The 25,701-nt window shown below is 44.4% G+C and carries 19 protein-coding genes; 2 read left to right on the forward strand and 17 right to left on the reverse strand.

Annotated features, from left to right (window positions below; genetic code table 11):
• Positions 1–257 precede the first annotated feature (257 nt).
• The gene (locus tag DXC10_RS04595; RefSeq protein ID WP_101544456.1) at positions 258–695 is read left to right on the forward strand and encodes an HU family DNA-binding protein; all 438 of its coding nucleotides are present in this window, start codon (positions 258–260) and stop codon (positions 693–695) included.
• Positions 696–796: 101 nt separating this feature from the next.
• Here the strand turns inward: DXC10_RS04595 and DXC10_RS04600 are convergent, their stop codons facing one another.
• Positions 797–1,960 (reverse strand): hypothetical protein, encoded by a 1,164-nt coding sequence (locus tag DXC10_RS04600; RefSeq protein ID WP_101544458.1) that lies wholly within the window; start codon positions 1,958–1,960, stop codon positions 797–799.
• A gap of 72 nt (positions 1,961–2,032) precedes the next feature.
• Positions 2,033–4,741, reverse strand: coding sequence for a TonB-dependent receptor (locus DXC10_RS04605; protein WP_117737533.1), 2,709 nt, complete (start codon positions 4,739–4,741; stop codon positions 2,033–2,035).
• 235 nt (positions 4,742–4,976) lie between these two features.
• Here DXC10_RS04605 and DXC10_RS04610 point away from each other — a divergent pair, with 235 nt between their 5' ends.
• Positions 4,977–7,757 carry an ATP-binding protein gene (locus DXC10_RS04610; RefSeq protein ID WP_117737411.1) on the forward strand — a complete coding sequence of 927 codons (2,781 nt, stop codon included), beginning with the start codon at positions 4,977–4,979 and terminating at the stop codon, positions 7,755–7,757.
• Positions 7,758–7,759: 2 nt separating this feature from the next.
• On the opposite strand, the gene DXC10_RS04615 is transcribed toward DXC10_RS04610, so the two are convergent.
• From DXC10_RS04615 to dxs, 15 genes are all read right to left on the reverse strand, one after another.
• Entirely contained in the window at positions 7,760–10,153 is a 2,394-nt protein-coding gene (locus DXC10_RS04615; protein ID WP_101544462.1) for an ATP-binding protein, read from the reverse strand.
• A 159-nt stretch (positions 10,154–10,312) separates the two neighbouring features.
• Positions 10,313–11,752, reverse strand: a complete 1,440-nt coding sequence (locus tag DXC10_RS04620) for an NADH-quinone oxidoreductase subunit N (RefSeq protein ID WP_101544464.1) — start codon at positions 11,750–11,752, stop codon at positions 10,313–10,315.
• 25 nt (positions 11,753–11,777) lie between these two features.
• The gene (locus DXC10_RS04625) at positions 11,778–13,262 is read right to left on the reverse strand and encodes a NuoM family protein (protein WP_101544466.1); all 1,485 of its coding nucleotides are present in this window, start codon (positions 13,260–13,262) and stop codon (positions 11,778–11,780) included.
• Positions 13,263–13,314: 52 nt separating this feature from the next.
• A complete protein-coding gene (gene nuoL, locus DXC10_RS04630) occupies positions 13,315–15,234 on the reverse strand; it encodes an NADH-quinone oxidoreductase subunit L (protein WP_117737412.1) in 1,920 nt (639 codons plus the stop codon).
• 64 nt (positions 15,235–15,298) lie between these two features.
• A complete protein-coding gene (gene nuoK / locus DXC10_RS04635; protein WP_101544470.1) occupies positions 15,299–15,607 on the reverse strand; it encodes an NADH-quinone oxidoreductase subunit NuoK in 309 nt (102 codons plus the stop codon).
• Positions 15,608–15,637: 30 nt separating this feature from the next.
• Complete coding sequence (locus DXC10_RS04640; RefSeq protein WP_101544472.1) at positions 15,638–16,150, reverse strand: NADH-quinone oxidoreductase subunit J; 513 nt, start codon at positions 16,148–16,150, stop codon at positions 15,638–15,640.
• A 42-nt stretch (positions 16,151–16,192) separates the two neighbouring features.
• Positions 16,193–16,666 (reverse strand): 4Fe-4S dicluster domain-containing protein, encoded by a 474-nt coding sequence (locus tag DXC10_RS04645; RefSeq protein ID WP_101544475.1) that lies wholly within the window; start codon positions 16,664–16,666, stop codon positions 16,193–16,195.
• Positions 16,667–16,717: 51 nt separating this feature from the next.
• Positions 16,718–17,794 carry an NADH-quinone oxidoreductase subunit NuoH gene (gene nuoH, locus DXC10_RS04650; RefSeq protein WP_101544478.1) on the reverse strand — a complete coding sequence of 359 codons (1,077 nt, stop codon included), beginning with the start codon at positions 17,792–17,794 and terminating at the stop codon, positions 16,718–16,720.
• Position 17,795: 1 nt separating this feature from the next.
• The gene (locus DXC10_RS04655) at positions 17,796–19,385 is read right to left on the reverse strand and encodes an NADH-quinone oxidoreductase subunit D (RefSeq protein WP_117737413.1); all 1,590 of its coding nucleotides are present in this window, start codon (positions 19,383–19,385) and stop codon (positions 17,796–17,798) included.
• 5 nt (positions 19,386–19,390) lie between these two features.
• Complete coding sequence (locus DXC10_RS04660; RefSeq protein WP_101544482.1) at positions 19,391–19,984, reverse strand: NADH-quinone oxidoreductase subunit B; 594 nt, start codon at positions 19,982–19,984, stop codon at positions 19,391–19,393.
• Entirely contained in the window at positions 19,975–20,325 is a 351-nt protein-coding gene (locus DXC10_RS04665) for an NADH-quinone oxidoreductase subunit A (protein ID WP_101544484.1), read from the reverse strand. The genes DXC10_RS04660 and DXC10_RS04665 overlap by 10 nt, the downstream gene beginning before the upstream one ends.
• Before the next feature lie 99 nt (positions 20,326–20,424).
• The gene (locus DXC10_RS04670; protein WP_101544487.1) at positions 20,425–20,799 is read right to left on the reverse strand and encodes a hypothetical protein; all 375 of its coding nucleotides are present in this window, start codon (positions 20,797–20,799) and stop codon (positions 20,425–20,427) included.
• A gap of 102 nt (positions 20,800–20,901) precedes the next feature.
• A complete protein-coding gene (locus tag DXC10_RS04675; protein ID WP_117737414.1) occupies positions 20,902–22,353 on the reverse strand; it encodes a TrkH family potassium uptake protein in 1,452 nt (483 codons plus the stop codon).
• Between the two features lie 13 nt (positions 22,354–22,366).
• The gene (gene trkA, locus DXC10_RS04680; RefSeq protein WP_117737534.1) at positions 22,367–23,707 is read right to left on the reverse strand and encodes a Trk system potassium transporter TrkA; all 1,341 of its coding nucleotides are present in this window, start codon (positions 23,705–23,707) and stop codon (positions 22,367–22,369) included.
• Complete coding sequence (gene dxs, locus DXC10_RS04685; protein WP_101544491.1) at positions 23,704–25,614, reverse strand: 1-deoxy-D-xylulose-5-phosphate synthase; 1,911 nt, start codon at positions 25,612–25,614, stop codon at positions 23,704–23,706. Before dxs ends, trkA begins: the two co-directional genes overlap by 4 nt.
• Between the last annotated feature and the right edge of the window lie 87 nt (positions 25,615–25,701).

Below are 25,701 nucleotides of genomic sequence, written 5' to 3' on the forward strand. Positions count from 1 at the left end.
ATATCGAAAGATAATAACTACCGGAACTTTTCTTCCAAAACATCCCCATGTTATACGATAAAACATCCGGGTGTTTTATGTGAAAACATCCCCATGTTTTGGGGTACAACATCCGGGTGTTTTAGGCTTTTAGTCGTAATGTCTAAGGTACTCGGGCGTAATGTCGAAAGCATTCAGTCGTAATATCGCAGATATTCGATGTTGATATCACAAATGTTGGGTAAGAATATCTTATAAACTTAAAGATTTAAATCTGTATGTCAATGAATTATGTAGTCCGCAAGAAAGTGGACAAGAGTGGAGATAAAGAAGTGGTGCGTTACTATGCCGCATCGAAAGTGTTACAACCCGAACCGGTGAGCAACGATGAAATTGCGGCAAGGCTTGCGGAGATGAGTTCATTGCAAACGGGTGATGCACAGTCCGTATTGATACAGCTTCCAGACATCATTGCCGATTTTCTGGCAAGTGGCCGTACTGTGAATATCAAGGGTTTGGGTAACTTCTTTCCCGCCATTACCAGCGAACCTGTAGAACGGATAGAAGACTGTACGGCAGACAAGGTACGTGTTTCGCGTATTTGCTTCAAGGCGGCAAGCGGCTTTATGCAGCGTATTTACCGACATTTGGATTTGTTCAGTTTCCAGGTGCAGGATTTGAAAAAGGAACTGAAGAAGAAAGATAAGGGAGTTTAATCGCTTCTATAAAAAAACGACCTGCACATTGACCGGAGTTGTGCAGGCTGTTTTTTACCTTAATAAGACCTGGATAGGAAGAATTTGGATATCTTTCTATTTTATTTCACCCAGTTACCCGCCATCCAGTTGCACTCAGCCTTGATGTCACTGAATGAAGTATATTTCAGTGAAGTGTCGATCGTGTTTCCGGCAGCAACGAAAGCATCGTTCGTATAGATGTTCTTTTCACTTTTCAGTTCGGAGTCTACCGTCATGTTTATTAGTTTGGAAATCCCGTTCTTCAAGGCATTTTCTGTTTCGTCGCTTTCCAGGGTTACGGCGTTATTCTTGCCGCAGACTTTGGCGCCGTCAATGTTGACTTGAGTACCGCGGCGTAGACGGATACCCCGTTTGTTTTCGGTGGATCCGTTGCCTACAAGGATCAGGTTTTTCAGTGTCGGGTGCGCGATGGGAGTGGCGGTGAAGTCGTTCTCATAGTTGTCGGCTTCGATGAGGCAGTCACAGTCGTATCCTAATGTGGCTTCCGGTTCCTGATAGGCTACGAGGTTTGTGCCCGTACCTCTCCAACCTTCGGTCCAGTCGTATGAGTCGTCACTACAGCTCACTACTACCATGTTGCTGATATTGACAGTGCCGCCGAAGAACTCGAAACCATCATCGGAACCTTTGTAGGCTTCACAATGGTCAACAGTGGTGCCGCTACCTACCCCGTAGAATGTGATGCCGTTGGCTTCTTTCTCGGGATTGAAAGCGTAACCGCTGTATTCTACACGTACATATCTCAATATGCCTGAATTGTCGGTATCATTATCGCCACCATAGACCGCATCGCCGATTTCGGATACTCCCGAACCTACGTTGGTTTGCGCTTTGCCGCAAATGTGGATACCGCCCCATGCGCCGGGAGCTTTTAGGTCGCTGGTCATCACTATGGGCTTGTCTGCCGTACCTACCGCATTGATTTTGCCTCCTTGTTTGATGAGGATATAGTCTACGATATCATCGTCACCGATGGCGGTGATGGTTACACCTTCTTCGATGTTCAGCGTCGCACCGTTCTCTACGATATACTCGCCGCTCAATTTGTAGGAGTTGCCGGCTTTCAGGGTGACGTCCGAGGTGGTGGAACCTTTCAGGGTGGCACCGTTCTCGATTGCATTACCGTCAGGATTTCCATCATCTTCGTTATCACTACATGCGGTGAAGAAGAACATTCCGGCTACCAGTGCCCAAGAATACAATTTCAAATTTAAAGATTTCATAATTCAATTCGTTTAGTTAATAATGGTTTGTAATAATTGATTATACTTTTTTATTAGAGCAGGGGAGAGATCTCAGAAATTATAACTTACCCCTATCTCAAAGTTTGTTCCTTTTTTGTAGCGTTCCACTTCGATATTCTGCCCTGTTTTCGGTACATCTTGTTTGAAGACGATATCGCGGTTCAGCAGATCGTTTACCTGTGCCCTGATGCTGAAACGTTTGTTGAAGTTGTAACCGGCATTAAAGTTCAGCGTGTGCACGGCTTGTTGTTTCACGTCGCCCAGGCCGGATATGCCTACCGAATGGATGCGGCTGCCTTGAAGATTGTATAACAAAGCGAGATTCAGCAGCCGGTCTTCGCCGAAGCGGGGAGAGTAGGTGAGGTCGGCATTCACCAGGATAGGTGATGCGCCTTGCAGCGAACGTTCCTTGTTGGTATAGGCCCCACTTTCGGGTAACTTTACGTTGGTATACATGTAGCTGACATTGGCACCCAACCGCAGGTCTCGTACCAGCTGTTTGCGGAACTCCACTTCTACGCCACCTGCCATACCGTTGTCTGCATTGTGGAAAGAGTGTATCGTACTGCCGCCGTTAAGCATCTGGGTGCGCTCTATCGGCTTGTCCAAGTATTTGAAATAACCGGTAAGGGAAAGCATGTCACCATTTTTCTTGAAGAGTTCGTAACGCAAATCAAAGTTGAGATTATATCCGTTCTGTAGCTCTGCATTACCTCGTATTTGTGCCGAACCGTAGGATTCCTGATAGAGGAACGGTGCCATTTCGATGAATGAGGGACGGGTGACGGTACGTGAAACGGAGAAACGGATGTTGTTTCCTTCGTTCACGGCATACCGCAGATTTAGGGTGGGGAAGATATCGTTCTTGTCCAGGTTACGGCGTTTGGAGTACTTCTCTCCTCCGTCTGTGGCATATTTTACCCATTGTTTACTTATTTCGTACCTTACTCCGAGGTTTACCAGCATGGTTGCTATCGGGTAGAAGTCGGTCGACAGGTATCCGGCGTAAATATCATTACCTGCTTTGTAACTCTCGTAGGGATACATGTAGCGTCCTACACTGATGTTTCCGTTGGCGATGTTTTCCTGATTAAGGAAGCTGTCCGTATCATAAATATCCGTAATGGCCGGTTTCAGTTTCCTTACGTCGTAGTAAAAGCGCGTACCTGCGTAGTCGCGGTTCTTATCTTTATAGTTGAAACCTACTTTTACGGAGTTCTGTTCGTTCCATTTCCATGTCAGGCCGAGATTGGCATTCCATTCTTTTTCATTCAACTCGCCGAAATAGCGTGCGGTTTCCTGTTGGTTCAGTGTGAATAAGCTGAGGGAACCTTGACTGTTCCTGATATACATCACTTGGCGGCGATCGGGTTCTTCACTGCCGGTTTTGCCGTAAGACCCTCCCCAAGTCAGTTCCCATTGCCCGTGTTCACCAAAGTTATGTAAACCGTTCAACTGGTGGTTTTGCAAAGTATAGATGTGGGTGATGTTGTTACTGCCGGTCAACTCGTAGCCTTCGGCATCGTTACCCTCACGGCGTTGATAGGTGTCGCTGGCATTGCGGGCATAGAAGAAGGTATAACCGATACGGTCGTGCTTACGCAGTGTGTAGCCCAGATAACCTAACGCTGCCAGCTTTAGTTCGTCTGTATAACCGTTGTAGCTGAAGTTGTCCAATGCGTTTCCGTTGGCTTCCAGGGTTTTGTAGAACGCATTGTTCATGGTCTGGTGCCCGTTGCCTGCACTGATGGAGGCGATGACACTCAATGTTTGGTTGTTGATGTTGAAGTTCCTGCCAAGGCCGATGTTTCCACCCAGTTCGGGTAGGGAGGTTTTCTTGTTTACGGCAAACGAGGTATTGAATATGTCTTTGGTCTTTACGTATTCATTGAATTCCGTTCTGCTCATATCCAGGGCTGCCCGGTCCATCGACGGATTTCTGAAAAGTGAGCCGTCGCGGTCCATACGGTAGAAGTCCTTGCCTGTCGTATTGAATTTACCTCCGGTATTCAGACTGATAGTGAAGAAGTTGTCGGGTACATTCTCTTTGGTGCTGATGTCGATGTGCGCTCCGGAATAGTCGGCAAAGGCACCGGCATCATATACTTTACTCACGGTGATGTTCTGTACGGTACTCGAGGGGAAAAGGTCGAGTGGAATAAGTTTGTTGTCCGGGTTGGGTGAGGCGATGGGAAGCCCGTTCAGGGTGGTGGTACTATATCGGTCGCCTAGTCCGCGAACAATCAGTTGTCCGGCACTGGCAATGGAGATGCCTGTTATCTTTTTTACTCCTTCTTCCACATTGCTGATCCCCTTGATGCTCATCTCTTTGGCTCCCAGGTTCTCGATGGCAAGCGTCGCCTTCTGTCGTTCCATTTGCAAGGCACGTTCACCTTCCAAGTTCTTTTGGGCTATTACCGATACTTCTCCCAGTGCCTGTGCATCGTTCTCCAACTCAAAGTTCAGGATAAGAGTTTCTTTGCCTACCTTTATATTGGTGACTTGAATGTTTTTGTAACCTATGTATCGTATCTCTATGGTGTAAGTACCATTTTTTACGTCCAATGTATAATTGCCGTCAATGTCGGCTATCACACCCAGTGTGCTGCCTGATATCTGTACGGTGGCCCCGGTCAGTGGTTCTTTAGTTTGTTTGTCGGTAATGGTTCCTTTGATGGTACCTGCCATGGCAGTCATTGCAGACAGGGGCAGGAGTAAAATCAGAAAAAAAATCTTACCTAAATCCAGTTTTTTACTCATCTTTTTAATACGCTTCTTGATTAATACGTCTTTGGGTTTCATTCTTTTTTTTATTCGTTGCAAAGATGAAGTGATATTATTACGTAAGTAATACATACACTGTACGTTTCATTTTCATATTCGTTACACTCCTGTTACGCCTGCTCTTCATTGGAAAGAATAGTAAAAAAGAGTTTGAAAACTTGCATATTATACTTTTATCTTTAATTTTGTACGTTAAACCAAATTAAAAGACATGACTAATTCTTATCGTGATGACAGTGAACGTTTTCGTTGCCTTTCAAACCTCGGACGAATAGGATGGTGGGAGGCTGATTTTTCGAAAAGGGAATATCTTTGTTCCGAATACGTTTGTGATTTGCTTGGTTTGAGAGGGGAGACACTGAGCTTTTTTGATTTTGGACAGATGATACGCGAAGATTATAGGATGCGTATCAGCCGTGAGTTTCTTTCGATTACATATCTGGAAGTCTATGAACAGACTTTTCCTATTCATTCAGCGGAAGGAGTGATATGGGTAAATTCGCGTATGGGTAAGAAAGAATGCATGCCGGATGGAACATTGAAAGCTTTTGGTATATTGCAGCGTGTGAAAGCTCCCGACAATGAATTAGAGAATGATGTCATGCGTAGAATCAATGATTTGTTGTACAGGCAAAATTCTATTTCACATTCACTGTTTCGTTTTCTCGAAGACGAGGATGTCAGTTCCAGCATTTACGAGATATTGAAGGATATTCTTGACTTCTTTCATGGAGGGCGGGTTTATATCTTCGAATATGATGAGAATTATCAATATCAAGATTGTATCTATGAAGTTGTGGCACCGGGTGTGTTGCCCGAACAGGAAATGCTTCACCAACTTCCTACTGAGGGACTTCCTTGGTGGACTTCTCAAATTCTCTCAAAAAAGCCTATCATCCTGGAAACCCTGCGGCAAATACCTGCAACTGCGCGGAATGAGTTTGAAGTGTTGTCGGGACAAAATATAAAATCGTTGATGGTTACTCCTTTGGTAGCTAATGACCATGTGTGGGGATATATGGGAGTTGATTTGGTAGACCGTACAATGATGTGGTCCAATGAAGATTTTCAATGGTTGAGTTCTTTGGCGAACATTGTGAGTATTTGTATCGAATTACGTAAGAATAAGGATGACGCTGTCCGTGAACGCAGTTTTCTCAGTAATTTGTTCCGTTACATGCCTTTGGGATACATACGTTTGTCCATATTGAAGGATGCGCAGGATAAACCTTGTGATTATTTCATAACAGATGCCAATCAGCACTTTGCGGACGTATTGGGCAGACCTATGTCGGAATTTGTAGGAAAGGCAGCCTCTTATTTCTATAAAGATACTACTCAAATGCTGAACTATCTGTTGGATATATTGGCGAACGGCTCTTATAAAGAAGAGGACATGGGTTTTGAACGTACCGGGAAGAGTTGTCATGTTGTAATATATTCACCTGAAAAAGATGAAGTCGTAGCATTATTTTTGGATACTACCGAAGCTGCACAGGCTCATCAAGCATTGGACCATAGTGAGAAATTGTTTAAGAATATATTTGCCAATATACCTGCCGGTGTTGAAATCTATGATAGAAACGGGATTTTGGTGGATATCAACAATAAGGATATGGAAATATTCGGACTTGAGAATAAATCGGAGGTTATAGGCATTGATCTGTTCTCCAATCCTAATTTATCTTCCCACCTGATAGAGCGGATACGTACCGAGGATGTGGTCGATTTCCGTCTGGATTATTCTTTTGATAGACTTGACGAATATTATTCATCCACCAGAAGGAATGTAATAAACTTGTATACTAAGATCAGCAAGATATACGATAGCAAAGGTAATTTCACCGGATACGCAATGATTAACATTGATAACACGGAACGTATGGATGCGCTGAGCCGTATCTGTGACTTTGAAAATTTCTTTCTGCTTATTTCTGATTATGCCAAGGTGGGGTACGCCAAATTGAACTTATTGGATAGAAAAGGATATGCCATCAAACAATGGTATAAGAATATGGGAGAAGATGAACAGACTCCGTTGGCGGATGTAGTCGGGGTGTATGCCATGATGCATCCGGATGACAGGGGGAGGATGCTGGATTTTTTCCGGAAAGCCCGTATCGGTGAGGCAAAAGACTTTAGAGGAGAAATGCGTGTTTTACGTCCGGGTACTAAAAATGAATGGAACTGGGTACGTACCAATGTCGTAGTTAATCTTTTTGAGCCGGAGAATGGTATTATTGAACTGATCGGTGTAAACTATGATATTACAGAATTAAAAGAAACTGCCGCCAAACTGACGGAAGCCAAGGAAAGAGCTGAGACGGCAGACCGGTTGAAGAGTGCTTTTCTTGCCAATATGAGCCATGAGATACGTACGCCGTTGAACGCCATTGTCGGTTTCTCAAGCCTATTGGTGACTGAAGAGGATATCGAAGAAAGGAAACGGTATATGGCGATAGTAGAGGAAAACAATGATTTACTGTTGCAACTGATCTCCGACATTCTGGACTTGTCCAAAATAGAAGCCGGTACTTTTGATTTTGTAGAGAAGGAATTGGATGTAAACCTGTTGTGCGAGGACATTGTGCGTGTTATGAAGATGAAAATTAAGCCGGGAGTGGAACTGATCTTTGAACGCCATTTACCGGAGTGTACGATTATAAGTGACCGTAACCGCCTGAACCAGGTTATTTCTAATTTTGTGAATAATGCCATCAAGTTTACTTCCGAGGGTAGCATCTGCATCGGTTACGATCAAATTGACGAAAGCCATTTGCGTTTTTACGTATCTGATACGGGTATTGGCATTGAAAAAGAGAAGCAGGCTGAGATTTTTGAACGTTTTGTCAAATTGAACTCTTTTGTGCATGGTACAGGTTTAGGGTTGCCTATCAGTAAGAGTATCATTAAACAAATGGGAGGTACGATTGGTATAGACAGTGAACCGGGCAAAGGGTCTTGCTTTTGGTTCATACTACCGATAACGTAAGCTTATTGCTTAGGAATGGTAAACCAGAAACACGAACCTTTTCCTTCTACAGAATCTACTCCTATCTGTCCTTTCATCTGCATTATGATGCTTTTGCTGATAGGCAACCCTAAACCTGTACCATGCACAAAGGTATTTAGTTTGATGAAGCGATCGAAGATCTGATTGATTTTATCAGCAGGAATTCCAATACCTGTGTCGCGTACATAGAATTTCAGATAATTGTCGTCTACTTCCTGATAACCGAGGGAAATGCTACCCTCGGAAGTAAACTTGATGGCATTATTAATGAAATTGGTAATGACCTGTGTCAAGCGATTTTTGTCTGCAACGATGATACATCGGGGTAAATGCTCCTCAAAACGTAGTTCTACTTGTGAGGAGACTTTTAGTTGCAGGGAGTTGATAATTTCATGGCACATCTGATTGACGTCAATCTCACCAGTTACAAAGTTAAAAGTACCGGCTTCTATTTTGGACAAGTCCAGAATGTCGGAGATCAGTTGCAACAGTAAATCATTGTTTTCCTCAATGATACTTTGGTACTCCTGTCTTTCCGTTTTGTCTTCCGATTCTACCAGCATGCTTGAGAAACCGACAATGGCGTTCAACGGTGTACGTATCTCATGACTCATATTGGCGAGGAAGGCTGATTTTAGGCGATCTGACTCTTCAGCTTTATCTTTGGCTTCTATCAACTTGAATTCGGTTTCCTTTAATTCCGTGATATCATAGTTTACGCAAGTCGTATCAATCAACCCATCTTCCGGCCGGAAGTCTCTAACCATGACATTTATACATGTCCAGGTATAATGCCCGTCTTCGCGTAAGATACGTACGTCGTGTTGCAGGTGAGTACTTTCCCCGTTTAGTACCTTGTTGAAAAAAGCCTGTATAATTTTCCGGTCTTCGGGGTGGAAATGGGAATGTATTCTGATGATCTGTGTTAACGGAGTACCTTCCTTTTCTCCTATATTCCGATACCAACTGTTCATGGCATATCCTTCTCTTGTCATTGCATTGAAGCGAGCATAACCTACTTTGGCATAATCGCCTATCAACATAAAGTTCTCTTCAAATTCCTGTATCTTGACGTATGCATTGTTTGTTTCCGTATTGTCTATATTGGCAACCAGGATATTCTCCAGTTTACCGGCATGATTAAACATCGGAATAGCTTTAGTTGTCAGGTCTATACTCCCTTTACGGGTTGTTTTGTAAAAATCACCGATTTGGTTAAAATCGTATTTGAGGGAATAGTCCATTGCTTTTCCCTGCTTCAGCATATCTTTCCACTCTTCAGACATAATAGGATTGTCGTACATATTGGTTCCTACTATATCTTCTTTACTTTTCAATCCGAATATTTCCAGGTCTTTTTCATTGATATCGAGTAATATGCCATTACGGTTATAGAGTTCGATGCCTACCGGAATGTTTTGATAGATATCATGGAAATATTTCTTTTCCAGACTGGCTATTTCTTCGGCCTTTCGTAGCTCCATACAGATGCTGATGATATTGGCAAGAGAGGAGAACCACAAATAATCTTCATTGTTCCATTCACGGAATTCTCGGATAGTTTCGATACTGATATATCCCCGAATACCTTTCTTGGTATTTACCGGTACTGCCATAACCGACTTTACTCCGATTCTTGTGAGAATTTGTTTGTCTTCGTAAGCTTCTTCTGGTATTTCATTGGTATCAAAGAATATAATAGGATTACCAGAAAGAATTTGTTTGTTCCACCAGATATTATCTCTTAGGATTTTAGATTGCCCTTTCCATATCACAGGCAGATCGGGTGATAATATCTCGTATGTACAATGTTGTATACTGCTTGTCTGATCGAATTCGACGATATAAGTACGATCGCCGTGGAAATAATGAAGTACATCACTCAGGATTTTATTGATGACCTCCGTTGTATTGTCTGAATGGAGGAAGCTTAATAAAGAACGTGAGATGCCATTGAGTTGATAAAGAAGGTTATTCAGTCGGTTGACTGTTTGTTCGGAGGCATTCATGCGTTGGCGGGAAATGCATTGCAGAGTACCGAAAACAAGGGGGTGCCCTTCTTCTGTTACCCTTTTTTCTCCGACTTTGGTACTGACCCACATGACACCGTACCTGGTCTGCATTGGAAAAACTTGTTCATAGATATCCATCATTTTGAATGTACGGAACTCGGCACGTATTCTATCTCTATATTCTTCGCATATAAGGTTTCCGAAGTCTTCAAAAGAGATAGTGTTTTCTTGCAGGTTAAATAAATCTATCAGGAAATCGGAACAGTAATATACTCCTTCATAGAAATCGGCTTCCCACCAGCCTAAACGAGCCATTGAAATAGACTTTTGTAATATTGCTATCTCTTCTTCGGATAACTTCATGTTTTACAATGTTTTTAGTTTAATGGCGCAAGATAAGCAATTATCTTGTTATTCTGTACTGTAAGACAATAATTTATAACATAGGAGGGGCGTAAAAGGACAAGGCGGATAAAATCAGGAAATGATTTATCCGCCTTGTCCCTATAAAAAATGGTTTGACTACATCCCGAATGAGAACTTGTCGATGGATTGATATACCACACTGGCAATGCTTAGTACTACAATACCCAGTGTACAGATAGCGAGACTGGCACGGGTGTAGTTGTCACTGCGGAAAGTGGCAATCGGTTCATCACTTTTGTTGATATACATTGCTTTTACTATCTTCAAATAGTAATAAAGTGATAATATTGTATTGATTAAAGCAATGAACACCAATAGATGGAAACCGCTGTGGAAAGCAGCCGCAAAGATAAAGAACTTTGAGAAGAAACCTGCGAACGGCGGGATGCCTGCCAGTGAGAACAGTGCCAGTGTCATGAGGAATGCCAGCTTAGGGTTGGTGTTGTACAGTCCGTTATAATCTTCCAACGTGAATTTATCCGCACGCAGGGCAACAATGGTGATTACGGTGAACACTGCCAGATTGGCAAACAGATAAATCAATACGTAGTAAACCAACGAAGCCATACCTTGCGAAGTGCCACTGATGACACCCAACATGATGTATCCGGCTTGTGAGATACTGGAGAATGCCATCAATCGTTTCAGGTTTTCTTGCCTCAGTGCAAAGAGGTTGGCAAGTGTGATGGAGGCAATGATTATCCAATAGAGCACTTCTTGCCATTGATCTACCATCGGGGCGAATACTTTGAACAAGATAGTCATCAGCACGAAAGCGGCGGAACCTTTGGAGATTACACTTAAATAAGCTGTAACTGTACTGGGAGCTCCTTCGTAAACATCTGCCGTCCAGAGGTGGAAGGGAACAAGAGAAATTTTGAAACCCATTCCCGAGAAGAAAAACACGAATGCCATAATCTGCATGGGATTGCCATCGATATGGGCAGGTATATCAGCAAAATAGAGTGTACCTACTGTTCCGTAAATCAATGAAAGTCCATATAGTAACAGACCGCTTGAAAACAGCGCGGTAAGTATATACTTAGCACCTGCTTCGGCAGAGTGATGGCGATATTTATCGAAGGCTACGAGCGCTGCCATCGGGATACTTGCCATTTCCAGTCCGATGAAGAACATCAGGAAGTGTCCGGCGGAAATCATGAAGTACATACCCAATAGTGTAGAGAGTGTCAACACATAGAACTCACCTTGTTTAATGGCGGTATCGGGACGGCGCATCCATTCGTGTGCCATCAGGAAAACTATAAGTGTACCTACGCTGAGGATGGATTTTACAATACTTTGTATCGGGGTGTTGTGATACATGCCGCCGAATGCATCTTCCACCGGACCGGGGACGATGGTAATAAGAGTATGGATGGCGAGCAGTGCAACGGGGAGCATTGTGTTCAATACCGGCTTACCATTGTTTTTGTGCGCATCCGGACTCATAAAGAGGTCGGCTACGAAGAGTATGATGATGACCAATATCAGCGATAACTCTTCTTTCATCAATAGGAATTGGGAATAATCCATGTTGTTTTATTTACGATTTGACGATTTACAATTGAAATAAATTGGTTACTGGCAATACACTTTCTCCAATCATCCGGCTGATCCATAATGGAGCAAGACCGAGACCGGCAACACAGGCGATAAGGATGATGACGGCTGTACGTTCATCCCATGTGGCATCAGTCAGAGTCAAGTGATGCTTATTGGTACAAGTACCGTAAAGAATTTTACCGACAAGGCGGAGAATATAGACAGCAGTAATGACGATACTTGTACAAGCGATGATGGTCCATGTGCGGTGGAATATATCGGGATGTTGAAAGGCACCGTTGAAAATGGTCATTTCGGCAACGAAACCGCTGAGTCCCGGCAAACCGAGGTTGGCAAGACCGGCGATAACGTAACAGACAGCCAGGAAAGGCATGATCTTCATCAGACCACTAAGTTCGCGAACATCACGCGTATGGGTACGGCCGTAAATCATACCGATAAGGGCAAAAAACAAGGCGGTCATCAATCCGTGGCTGAGCATTTGCAGTACGGCACCCGTGGCGGCCGTTTGGTTCATCATCAGGATGGCGAAGAGTACCAGTCCACAGTGTGATACTGAAGAGTAGGCGTTAATGTATTTCAAGTCCGTCTGTACACAAGCCGAGAATGCACCATAAACTACGGAGATACCTGTAAGAATTAGAAATATCCAACCTAATTCTTGTGTAGCTTCGGGCATCAGATACATAGCGATGCGGAAACATCCGTAACCTCCCAGCTTCATCAGTACACCGGCATGGAGCATAGATACCGCAGTAGGTGCGGAGGCATGACCGTCGGGGCTCCATGTGTGGAATGGAAATAAGGCGCCCAGTACACCAAAACCGAGGAAGGTGAGCGGAAACCAGATGCGTTGTTGCTCGATGGGGATATTGTGAAGTTTGGCTATTTCCAACAGGTTCATTGTGGTACCGCCGCTGCCGTAGTAAATACCCAGTATACCGATGAGCAGAAAGGCGGAACCACCCATCAACATCAGTGTCAGCTTCATGGCGGAATATTCCTTACGTCCCGAACCCCATACGCCGATAAGCAGATACATAGGGATGAGAGCTACTTCGTAGAACATGAACATCGTGAACAAATCGGTGGAAATAAAGAAACCGAATACTCCCATGGAAAGCAGTGTGAACCAAAGGAAGTATTCTTTAGTCAACGGTTGCAACCGCCAAGAGGCAAATGTGCCGGTAAATACGATGATAGCCGAGAGTAGCAACATGGCTACCGATATACCGTCTACACCTACGGAATAGTGGATATTAAGTGCCGGATACCAAACTGTTTCTGCACGGAACAACATTTCATCCGTTGCACCGCCATGACGGGTTTGCAGATAAATAATGGTAAGTCCGATAGCTGATAGAAGCAGGGCAGAAGCTCCGGCTACCATCACCGCACGTATCTGTGCGATGTTACGGCTGAGCCAGAGACCGAGAAGCATCAGCAAGGGGATGAGTACGAAAATACTTAAAAAGTTCATATCTATATTTACGATTTTACGATTTACTATTTACGATTGAAAAATCTCTGGTTTATAGCAGCAGAAGCAATATCAAAGCAAGTGTACCCAACAGGAATACAAACGTGTATTGTTGTATCCGTCCGCTTTGCAAACCACGTATTTCTTCGCTGGTAACATTGGCGCTCCATGCGAGGAAGTTGAAGAAACCATCCACCACATGACGATCCCACCAGGCGATGGGGCGGCTGATGCAACCGAAGATGATACGGTGGGTGATGAACTGATAAACTTCATCGATATAGAAACGATGGTATGCGGCTTTCCACAAGCCGTGGAAACGACGCGCCAACGCATTGGCAAGCGGATGATGACTACTTGCATACATATAGGTGGCAATCGCGATAGAGATTACGGCTATGGCAATGCTTGTACCTGCTACCTTCCAATCAAGATGTATCTCGTATGCCGTACCGTTGGAGGAAATAAATTCACCGAACGGAATGAAACCGGCAACTACTGTGACTAGAGCTAGGAACATCAACGGGATAGTCATTGTCAACGGAGACTCATGAGGGGTATGGCTGTGGCTCTCATTGTTTGCCGACTCTTGTCCCATCGCTATACCGGGTTGTGAACCGGACCAGAATATGCCATAATAAAGGCGGAACATATAGAAAGCTGTCATAGCGGCAATTGCAGTCATTATCCAGCCCATGGCCGGACTGAACTGGAAGCAGGCAGTCAGGATTTCGTCTTTGGAGAAGAAACCTGAGAACGGAGGGATACCGGCGATGGCCAGACATGCAATAAGGAAAGTAATGTGCGTGATAGGCATATACTTACGAAGTCCTCCCATGGCAGACATTTCATTACTGTGTACTGCGTGGATGATACTGCCTGCGCCGAGGAACAGTAATGCCTTGAACATGGCATGCGTAAAGAGGTGGAACATACTTGCCATATAGCCCAATCCCCCTTCGTGCGGATTCATTGATGTGCAAACACCCAGCGCCACCATCATAAAACCGATTTGGGAAATCGTGGAGAAGGCCAGTACACGTTTGATGTCACTTTGTACACAAGCCACACTTGCTGCATAGAATGCCGTGAACGCACCTACGTATGCCACCAGATGTAACACCGAAGGAGCATATTCAATGAACAGTGGGAACATACGGGCAACCAGATATACACCTGCTACTACCATGGTAGCGGCATGAATCAGTGCGCTGACAGGAGTAGGACCTTCCATTGCATCTGGTAACCAGATGTGTAGCGGAAACATAGCACTCTTTCCGGCACCACCGATAAACATCAATCCCAACGCTAGTGGAATCATGGCAGCACCGCCTTTCAATATTGCCATTTCAGCGGGATGGAAAGTATAGGTTCCGGCATAATAGCCATAAACGAGGATACCTATCAGGAAGCCCAAGTCGGCAAAACGGGTTACAATGAATGCTTTCTTTGAAGCGGCAATGGCTGCCGGTTTCGTATAATAGAATCCGATCAGCAGATAAGATGAAACGCCCACCAGTTCCCAGAACAGATACATTTGGAAGATGTTGGTCGCTACTACCAGCCCCAACATGGACATGGTGAACAACGAGAGAAAAGCATAATAACGTTGGAAACCTCGTTCACCTTTCATGTATCCAAAAGAGTAGAGGTGTACCATGAAAGATACGGTACTGATGACAATCAGCATCATCACTGAAATCGGGTCGAGCAGAATGCCCATATCGATGCTGAGCGACGAAGTGAAAGGCAACCAGGTAATATTGTAAGGGACCAGTGTCTCATACGTACCGTCTGCCAGGCGCGGTGCACTGAAGTACAGCCACGCAGTGATATAAGAGAGCAATACTACCACGCCCAACACTGCGGTACCGATGGTTCCGGCTATACGATGAGACATCCATTTACCTCCCAGCCCCAGTGCAAGGAAGGAGAGGAAAGGAAGAAGAAGGATTAGAATTGTATATTCCATTTGTTTAATTGATGATTGATAATTGAAAAACTGATAATTGATAAATAAGTCAATTATCCATTAATTAAAATTTCAACTCATCCAGCTTGTTCACCTGGATGCTACGGATATTGCGATAAATATTAATCATAATGGCAATAGCCACTGCTGTTTCTGCCGCCGAAATAGCGATGGAAAACAGTGAGAAGAAATATCCTTCAAGTCCATCCGGAAACAGGAAACGGTTGAATACCGCAAAGTTGATATCCGTAGCATTCAATATCAACTCAATTGAAATCAATATCGCCAACGTGTTGCGACGGGTGAAGAACCCGTAGATACCGGCGAAGAACATGATAGCCGAAACTATCAGATAATATTCCATGTGTATCATAATCAGTGATTAATGTTTAGTGATTGATGATTAACGTTTTCGAGCAATCAGCAGTCCCCCCACGATACATGCCAACAAAAGGATACTTACAGCCTCGAAAGGCAGCAGGTAGCCATACTTGTCGCCACTCAACATTTGGTGTCCAATGGTTTTGATATTGATTTCCAGCGGTGCCAAATCTGTGGTAGTGATGAACTTATGCTTCAATGTGATAAACAATACGATGATGGCTCCACCCACTGTGGCTCCTAGTCCGGCAAGGAATTTACTACGTTTCAGCTTTCCTGCACGGTCACCTTCGCCACTGGTCAATAGGATGGAGAAGACGTAGAGGACAACAATACCTCCGGCATAGACCATGATTTGTACGGAACCGAGGAACGTATAACCCAGCAGGAAGTAGATGCCTGCTGTACCAAAGAGTACGAACAGCAGATACGTAGCCGAGCGCACCATACGGCTGGTAGTCACCGTCAAGATTGAAAATATGGTGATAAAAGCCGCGAGGAAGTAGAATACTACTGTTTCAAGATTTATTTCCATAATGATTATGTTATTATTTTATATTTCGTTTTAGCCGAAATCTTATTTACTCATTACATGACTGCCTGGATGGTTCAACGTCAACACCAGTTTGGAACGGTCGAACACGGCGTGTTCAAAATTCTGGTCGAAAGTGATGGCATTGTGGGGACAGGCATTGACGCACAACTGGCAGAAAATACATGAGCCAAGGTCGTATTCATACTTTGCCAGTATTTTCTTTTTCTTGCCATCTTCGGTTTCCACCATTTCACTAATGACACGTATCGTGTCATTAGGGCAGGCCATCTGGCACAATCCGCAGGCTATGCAGTGATGTTCGTTCTTGTCGTTATGGGGCATCGTCAACGTTCCACGGAAACGGTCGGATAGTTTCAGTGTCTTGCGGTTTTCCGGATATTGTTCGGTTGTTTTCTTGCGCAGAAAAACGGTCATGGTAGTTTTCATACCTGTAAGTAGAGAACAGATGCCATGTACAAGGCTGCCGATGTATGAATTATGTTCTTTTTCTTTCATTGCTTTAGTCTTTTTTTGAAATTGTTCGCAGGGGGAAAGGTGCTGCGCCGGTTAAAAATGAAGTCCGAAGACTACGATTAATACCATCAATATCAGATTTATCATTGAGATAGGTACGAGATATTTCCATTCTAAATTCAAAATCTGGTCGATACGCAGACGGGGAAATGTCCACTTTATCCACATTAGCAGGAATACTACGAAAAATGCTTTACCAAAGAACCAGACGAAACCAGGTATATAGTCCATTACGGCGTTGAAACCGTCAAGTCCTACAATATGGAATGGCATCCAACCACCCAGAAAAATGGTGGCGGCTACGCTTGCCACGATAAATAAGTTCAGATATTCTGCCAGATAGAAGAAACCAAAACCCATACCGGAATATTCCGTGTGGTATCCGGCAGTTAACTCACTTTCCGCTTCGGGTAAGTCGAAAGGCCCACGGTTGGTTTCCGCATTACCTGCAATCAGGTAGATAATGAAAGCTATTAATGCCGGGATGTGTCCTTTGAAAATGAACCAGCCGTCAGCTTGTCCCGCTACGATTTCGGAGAACTGCATGGTTCCCATCAGGACAACCATCGTCAATATACTTAATCCGCAGGACAGTTCATAACTGATAATTTGTGCACCGCTTCGCATGGCGCCAATCAGTGAAAATTTGTTGTTGGAACTCCAACCTGCCAGCAAGATACCTACCACACCGATACTCGATGCAGCCAGCAGGAAGAATACGCCTACGTTGAAATCCAATACTTCGAGCCCTTTGTTGACGGGCAGGCAGGCGAAAGTGAGGAATGAGGCGATTATCACCATGAATGGCGCCAGATTGTAGAGAAAACGGTCTGAGAATTTCAGGTCGATGATTTCCTTGGTCAACATCTTGATAACATCGCAAGGAACTTGGAGTAATCCCCATTTCCCGACGCGCGTCGGGCCAAGGCGACATTGGAAAAAAGCGCATATTTTACGCTCCATGTAAATCAGAATAATGGCGAGTACGGCATACATCAAGATGATGCATACGCCTATCACTACGCATTCAAGGAATACGGCCAGACCTTCCGGCATGATGGAGGTCAATAGCTGGTGAATCCAGTTGGTTACTATACTAAAGTCAAACATATTATCTATCAATATCAGGTACTACATAATCCAGTGTGCCACCAATGGCGATAAGGTCGGCAATCTTGGCTCCACGGCAAATGGTATCTACGGTCGAAACCAAAGGCAATCCGGTTGAGCGGAAGTGCAAACGGTAGGGAGTCTTGTCGCCATGACTCTCAAGGAAGACACCGAACTCACCACGACTACCTTCTACGGCAGCATAATAGCTACCTTCCGGTACGCGGATAATCGGTTTCATCTTCTCCTGATAGGACCCTTCAGGGATATTGTCTATCAGTTGCTCAATGATTTTCAAGCTTTCTTCTATTTCCTCCATACGTACGAGGTAACGTCCCCACGAGTCGCCTTCGGTGCGGACTACTTCGCGGAAGTCCACCTTGTTATATACTCCGTATGGTATCCGTTTGCGTACATCACATGCCCAACCGCTGGCACGTCCTGTGCCGCCGGTAGCCCCGAAAGCGATGGCGTCTTCCTTTGAAAGTACACCTACACCTTTCAGACGTTGTTGTGCAATGATATTGCCGGTAAATACATTGTGGTATTCGTGAAGAATGCCACGTAGGTAGGGGATGAACTCTTTCACTTTTTTCTGGAAGTTGGGAGCAAGGTCTGCCTGTACACCGCCAATGGTATTATAGTTCATGATGAGACGTCCGCCACAAGTTTCTTCAAAGATGTCGAGAATTTTTTCACGGTCACGGAAACCGTAGAAGAAAGCTGTCAGTGCACCAAGATCCATCGCAAGACAAGAGTAAAACAACAAGTGGGAATCGATACGTTGCAACTCGTCCATAATGGTACGAATGTATTGTACACGTTCGCTCACTTCTATACCCATAGCCTTTTCGATGCACATGCACAGTGCATGGCGGTTTTGGTGTGCACCTAAATAGTCCAGACGGTCGGTCAGGGCAAGAGTCTGCGGGTAAGTGAGGCTTTCGCACATTTTTTCTATGCCGCGGTGGATATAACCACAATTGGCGTCTATCTTTTCGATGATTTCTCCCTCCAGTGATACGCGAAAGCGCATGACACCGTGGGTTGCAGGGTGCTGAGGACCGATATTGACCACATACTCGTCGTCGCCGAAAAGCATCAGTTCCTTGTTCTTGACGGTTCCGTCGGGATTCAACTCAAGTTCGGTAGTCGTATCGATGGTTTCCTCGTTGTCCATGCGCAAGGGATTTTCTACTTCTGGATCATCGTCTTTACGCATCGGATATCCTACCCAGTCGTTACGAAGATAGAGACGGCGCATATCGGGATGACCGATGAATACAATACCATAGAAATCATACACTTCACGTTCGTTGAAGTCTGCCGCTTTCCATATATCGCTGACAGAGGGCAGTTCGGGATGTTCACGGTTCAAGGTGGCAGTGCATACTGAAGCTCTTTTACCGGTGGCTGTTGATTCCAACAGATAAACGACACCGAGTCCACGAACTTTATCGGGAGCATCGCCCTCTTCCGGTATTCCCCAGTCCATACCGCTGAGACATTCCAGAAAGTCCATTTGCTCTTCTTTCCGCAGGCGCAGCATTTCGTCGTGCAAGACTGCGGGTTCTATATATCTTATTTCCATATTGATTATTCTTCTTCTTTCGATTTCTCTTCTTGCCTGTTCACTCCGCCAAAGTAGTTCTCAACCTTCACTTTACGTTGTAATTGCATCATGCCATAATAGAAGGCTTCCGGACGAGGAGGGCATCCGGGGATATAAACATCCACCGGCAATATTTTGTCAACTCCGTTCACTACATGGTAGGACTTCTTGAACGGACCTCCGCTGACGGCACATCCACCTACGGCTATCACATATTTAGGATCTGCCATCTGGTCGTAAAGACGTTTCAGTACGGGAGCCATTTTGTTGGTTATTGTTCCGCACACCATAATCATGTCAGCCTGGCGCGGACTGGCACGGGCTACCTCAAACCCGAAACGTGCCATGTCATAACGGGCAGCGCCAAGAGCCATAAATTCAATACCACAACAACTTGTTGCAAAGGTAAGCGGCCACAGCGAATTACTGCGTCCCCAGTTGACGAAATCGTCCAGTACACCGAGAGCCACATTGGCACCTCCGGCATTAAGTTCCCGAACCAGTTTCTCCAACGTCTCGTTGTCTGTAAATTCCTCATAAGGAATAGATTTTATTTTGGGTTTCTTTGTTACTTCCATTCCAATGCTCCTTTCCTCCAGGCATATGCAAGGCCCAGAACCAATATAATCAGGAAAAATAAGATACTAAAAAGTCCGGCTACTCCCAGTTCACGCGCGATGACTGCCCACGGAAACAAGAATACCGTTTCCACTTCGAACATCAGGAACAGGATGGCAAACAGATAATAACCTACACGGAATTGCATCCACGATTTACCACGTGTGGGGATACCACACTCGTACGGCTCCATCTTCTGCGGATTGTACGAACGGGGAGCTATCGCATTGGAAATAGCGATGACAATACCCACGAAAGCAATTGCCGTCAATAAGACGGCCACTAACAAAGTAAAGTTCATAAACCTGAATAAGATTTTAGATATATATAATAGAACTATTTTACCGTATGACAATACCTCTGAATTGTTGCCCGGCCAAATCTGGATAGGAGATTTGTTTTAAATGATAATTTTTCTCAGCCCGAAGACATAATAATGCGAGTCGGGTACGGGAAAAGAGGATAAGTATGACAAACGATCACATTCCGGCGCTTGCGGCTGTTGTTGCAGACGGATGAAAGTAGCACATAGAGTGGTACTTTTATCATTTGGCACCTGCATGATGGTATCTGTATGCTCTATACACAGAGATAGAACGGACAGATGATGATAAAAATTACGGATAGCTTGTTGTGCGGTAGGTGCCTGAGATAAAATGCAACATTCTGTTTTACTGTTTGCCGGAGTACATAAAAAAGTCGCGGCATTCATTGCACTATTATGCAACAAGGCTGCGAGTATGACAATCATACAATATTTTATGCACTGTCTCATACCATTAATTTCTCTTTAGAGCTGCAAAGATATAACAACTATCCTTCATTTTGCAATCTCAGTATAACAAAAAATGATTATTTTTACACTTTTTATCCTAAATCAATTTCGCTTCCAGAATTCAGGAGTAAATAACAGTAAAACAGTGAACAATTCCAAACGTCCTAGAAGCATGAGGAATGATAACAACCACTTGGCGACATGGGGCAATGCACTCCATGAATATGCCGGACCCGTCTCTCCCAAACCGGGACCCATATTGCCGATACTGGATATGACACATCCAACGGACTCCAGAAAACCTATGCCCATCCCCATCATCAACAGTATGCTGATGATGATAATCACTAAGTATAGGAAACAGAATGCCAGTACCGTAGATATGATGGAAGGAGATATGACCTGTTTATTTATCCTTACCGGAAGTACAGCATTAGGGTGTAATATGTGCTTGAATTCATTTTGTGATACTTTGGCAAGGATGACCAGACGGATACATTTCAATCCTCCCGTCGTACTGCCGGCACAAGCACCCATCATCATTACTATTGTCAGTAGTCCCCACAAAACAGGAGTCCACAACATATAGTCATCTGTAGCAAAGCCTGTGGAAGTTTGCAGTGAAATGACCTGAAACAATGATTTGCGGAAAGCTTCTTCTGTACCCATGGGACTTGTATAATAGAGTACAACTGCAATCAGTCCGGTGAAGCATACCACTGACCAAAAGTACCATTTCAATTCTGCATTATTAAAAACTTTTTTGAATTTCCGGTTGACGAAGAACAGCAGTAGTGTGAAGTTGATACCGGAAATAAACATAAAAGCTGAAATTACATATTCTATATAGGGGGAGTTATAGTATGCCACACTAGCTTGCTTGGTGGAAAAACCACCTGTACCGGTGGTTGCAAAAGCGTGACAGATACTGTCAAACCAGTCCATTCCTCCCATCATCAGCAAGGTGACCAAAATAAATGTAATTCCGGCATAGATACTCCATATCCATTTGGCGGTGATACCGATACGTGGATGTACCTTGTCGTGTGTGGGACCACTTGCTTCTGCTGCAAATACCTGCAGACCGCTTACACCGAAAATGGGAAGTACGGCGATGGTGAACATGATAATTCCCAGTCCGCCTATCCACTGCGTCATACTGCGCCAGAAGAGTAGTCCGTGCGGTAAAGATTCTATATTGTCAAGTATGGTGGCTCCCGTACTTGTAAAGCCGGACATCGTTTCAAAAAAAGCATCTGTGACGCTTGGAATATATCCGCTGATGTAGAATGGCAACATACCGAAAAGCGAAAAAGCGACCCAAGCTAAACTCACCAGTACATATCCGTCACGACGGGTTAATTGGCGTTCGCCTCCTTTACCTGCTATTACCAACAATAAACCTATGCCTGCCGTGATCCCCCCGGATTTCCAGAAGTCAAGCAAGTCGTTCTCGCCGTAATAGTAGGATACGCCGGAACAACAAAGTAACATGACTGTTTCCAATAACAGTAGAATACCGATTATCCGTATGATCGTTTTAAAGTTAATCAATTTTTATTCTCAATTAATTGAAGTATTTTTCGATTTTCTTAATCATCATGTTCAAGCAGAATACTACTACGTGGTCGTTCGCTTGTATTTGTGTATTACCCATTACTACCACACCCTCTCCATTGCGGATAAGTCCTCCGATAGTAGTTCCTTTAGGCAATCCCAGGTCTTTTACCGGGTGCTTGGTGATTTTGGATCCGGCTTTCACGGTAAATTCCGCAACATCGGCATTGGCAAAAGTCAGGCATTTTACATTACTTACGTCAGCATCCAGCATCATTTGATAGATGTGGCTGGCGGCTATCATCTTTTTGTTGATAACCGTACCGATGTCGAGACTTTCGGCCATACCGATATAGTCTATGTTTTCTACTTCTGCTACCGTCTTGCTGACGCCCATGCGTTTAGCTGCCAGGCAGGCGAGGATATTTGTTTCCGAATTACCGGTCAGTGCAACGAAAGCTTCCGTATTCTTCAGACCTTCTTCCACAAGCAAATCCATATCCCGTCCGTCTCCGTTGATAATCATGGTTCTATCGTCCAATAGCTCTGTCAGTCGGTTACAACGGTTCATATCATTGTCTACAATCTTTACCTGCATGTAGTCGGGAACATATTGTGCGGTACGTACGGCGATACGGCTTCCTCCCATGATCATCACATTACGTACATCGGCATAATCCTCCTTTCCGGCAATTTTCCGGATATACGGCACATATTTGCGGGTGGTTGTGAAGTAAACGATGTCATGTAGTTTAATTGTATCGTCACCTCGTGGAATAAGCGTTTCATTACCGCGCTTGATGGCAACTACGTGATAAGGCAACTCCGGTCCGCCCAATTGATGTAAGGGAATATTCAGTATCTCTGCCTTTTCACGCATTTTGGCACCTATCAGTATCAGTGCTCCACCGCAGAATTCCCACCATTGGCGAACCCAGCTCATACGAATGGAAGATACGATTTCTTTAGCGGCGAGCATCTCCGGATAAATCAGTGAATCTACGCCCAATTTCTGGAAAAACTCTTTGTTTTTCGGCAATAAATATTCGTAATTATCAATACGTGCAACGGTTTTCTGTGCACCAAGGTTGGTTGCCAACATGCATGCAGTCATATTCCGGCTTTCGTCAGGAGTAACTGCGATAAACAAATCTGCTTCACCTGCATTTACTTCTTTCAACCCTTTGATAGAAGTTGGTGATGCGGTGACAGTCATCAGGTCGAAGTTTGAGTTAAGTGTACTCAACCTCTCCTCATTGTCGTCCATCAATATAATATCCTGTTTCTCGCGGGACAACAGTTTAGCCAAGTGTGTGCCTACTGCGCCGGCACCAGCAATAATTATTTTCACTGCCAATTATTCATTATCAATTGATTAAAGATCTCCTCTTCACTCATTCCGCATAACCTGTACAATTCCGGTATCGAGCCGTGTTCTATAAACTTGTCAGGCACGCCGATACGTTGTATGTGTGGTGTATAACCGTTATCTGCCATAAACTCGAGCACGGCACTTCCCATGCCACCCTTCAGCACACCGTCCTCCACTGTAATGATACGTTGGAATGAACGTCCCACTTCATGCAATAATGCTTCGTCCATCGGTTTGAGAAAACGCAGGTCATAATGTGCAATAGAAAGCCCTTTTTCCTCTTCTGCCCGCTTGATGGCGTGGGCAGCGATATTTCCTATTGGTCCAAGGGTTATGACAGCGATATCTTTACCGTCTTTTAACTTTCGTCCTTTACCGACGGGAATTTCTTCCAACGGACATTTCCAATCCACCAGCACGCCACGTCCGCGTGGATAGCGGATGACAAACGGTCCTTTGTCCGGCAGTTGTGCCGTGTACATTAATCGGCGCAGTTCATGTTCGTTCATCGGTGAAGATACAGTTATATTAGGAATAGGACGGAAATATGCCAAGTCGAATACGCCATGATGTGTCGGTCCGTCTTCACCTACCAGTCCGGCACGGTCCAGGCAGAGCACAACGGGTAAACGAAGCAATGCAATGTCATGTATCACATTATCGTATGCCCGTTGCATAAAAGAAGAATAGATATTGCAGAACGGCTGCAATCCTTCCTTTGCCATACCGCCTGAGAAAGTGGCTGCATGTCCTTCGGCAATACCCACATCGAAAGCACGATCGGGCATGGCTTTCATTAATATGTTCATGGAGCAACCTGTAGGCATGGCAGGAGTGACACCCATAATCTTCGGGTTCTTTTCAGCCAATTCCACCAATGTCTCACCGAAAACCTCCTGATAGAGTGGGGGCAGGTTGGTCGTGTCTGCCTTGATCCGTTCACCCGTTTCCGGATTGAATTTACCGGGAGCATGCCAGATGCCCGGAGCTTTTTCGGCAGGTTCAAATCCTTTTCCTTTGGTAGTATGCAGATGTAGGATTTTCGGTCCTTTCAAGTCTTTGATATCCCGTAGGATACGTGCCAGATTTTTTACATTATGGCCGTCGATAGGACCGAAGTAACGGATATTCATTCCTTCGAATATATTCTGCTGCTGGGCAGCCATAGACTTCAGGCTGTTGGCAAAGCGTATCAAGGCTTTCCGGCGTTCCTCATTCAGTAATCCCATCTTGAACAACACTTTAGACATCTTGAAACGTAGCTGATTGTAACGGTTCGAGGTAGTGAGGTTGAAAAGATATTGTTTCATTCCTCCTACACTACGGTCTATTGACATGTCGTTGTCGTTAAGGATAATCAGCATATTGTTTGGGGTAGATGAGACATTGTTCAACCCCTCGAACGCCAGTCCTCCACTCATACTTCCGTCGCCCAATATGGCAACTATATGGCGGTCTTCTTCCCCTTTCTTTGCTGCAGCTACGGCCATACCGAGCGCTGCTGAAATAGAGTTCGACGCATGTCCGCAGGTAAAAGTATCATATTCGCTTTCTTCAGGGGAAGGGAAGGGACGTATCCCTTTGAACTTCCGATTGGTGGAGAAAGCCTCCCGTCGTCCGGTCAATATCTTATGACCGTAAGCCTGATGTCCCACATCCCATACGATACGGTCATAAGGAGTATTGTAAACATAATGCAAAGCCACTGTCAGCTCTACTGTTCCCAAGCTTGCTGCAAAATGTCCAGGGTTGCGCGAAAGTTCCTTTATAATATCCTGCCGCAATTCATTGCAGACTTCCGGAAGTTGCTCTACACTAAGCTTTCGCAGGTCTTCAGGATAAGAAATAGAATTTAGCAAGTTATATGTTGTTATTTCAGTCTTCATTACTAATCTGAGCATTACAAATTGCAAAAATAGCAAAAGAAAATGGATTGTGATGAAAAGCCATTATAAAATCCTTTCACTTCGGGC

Source organism: Bacteroides sp. OM08-11, from assembly GCF_003438665.1.
Classification (GTDB): Bacteria; Bacteroidota; Bacteroidia; order Bacteroidales; family Bacteroidaceae; genus Bacteroides; species Bacteroides cutis.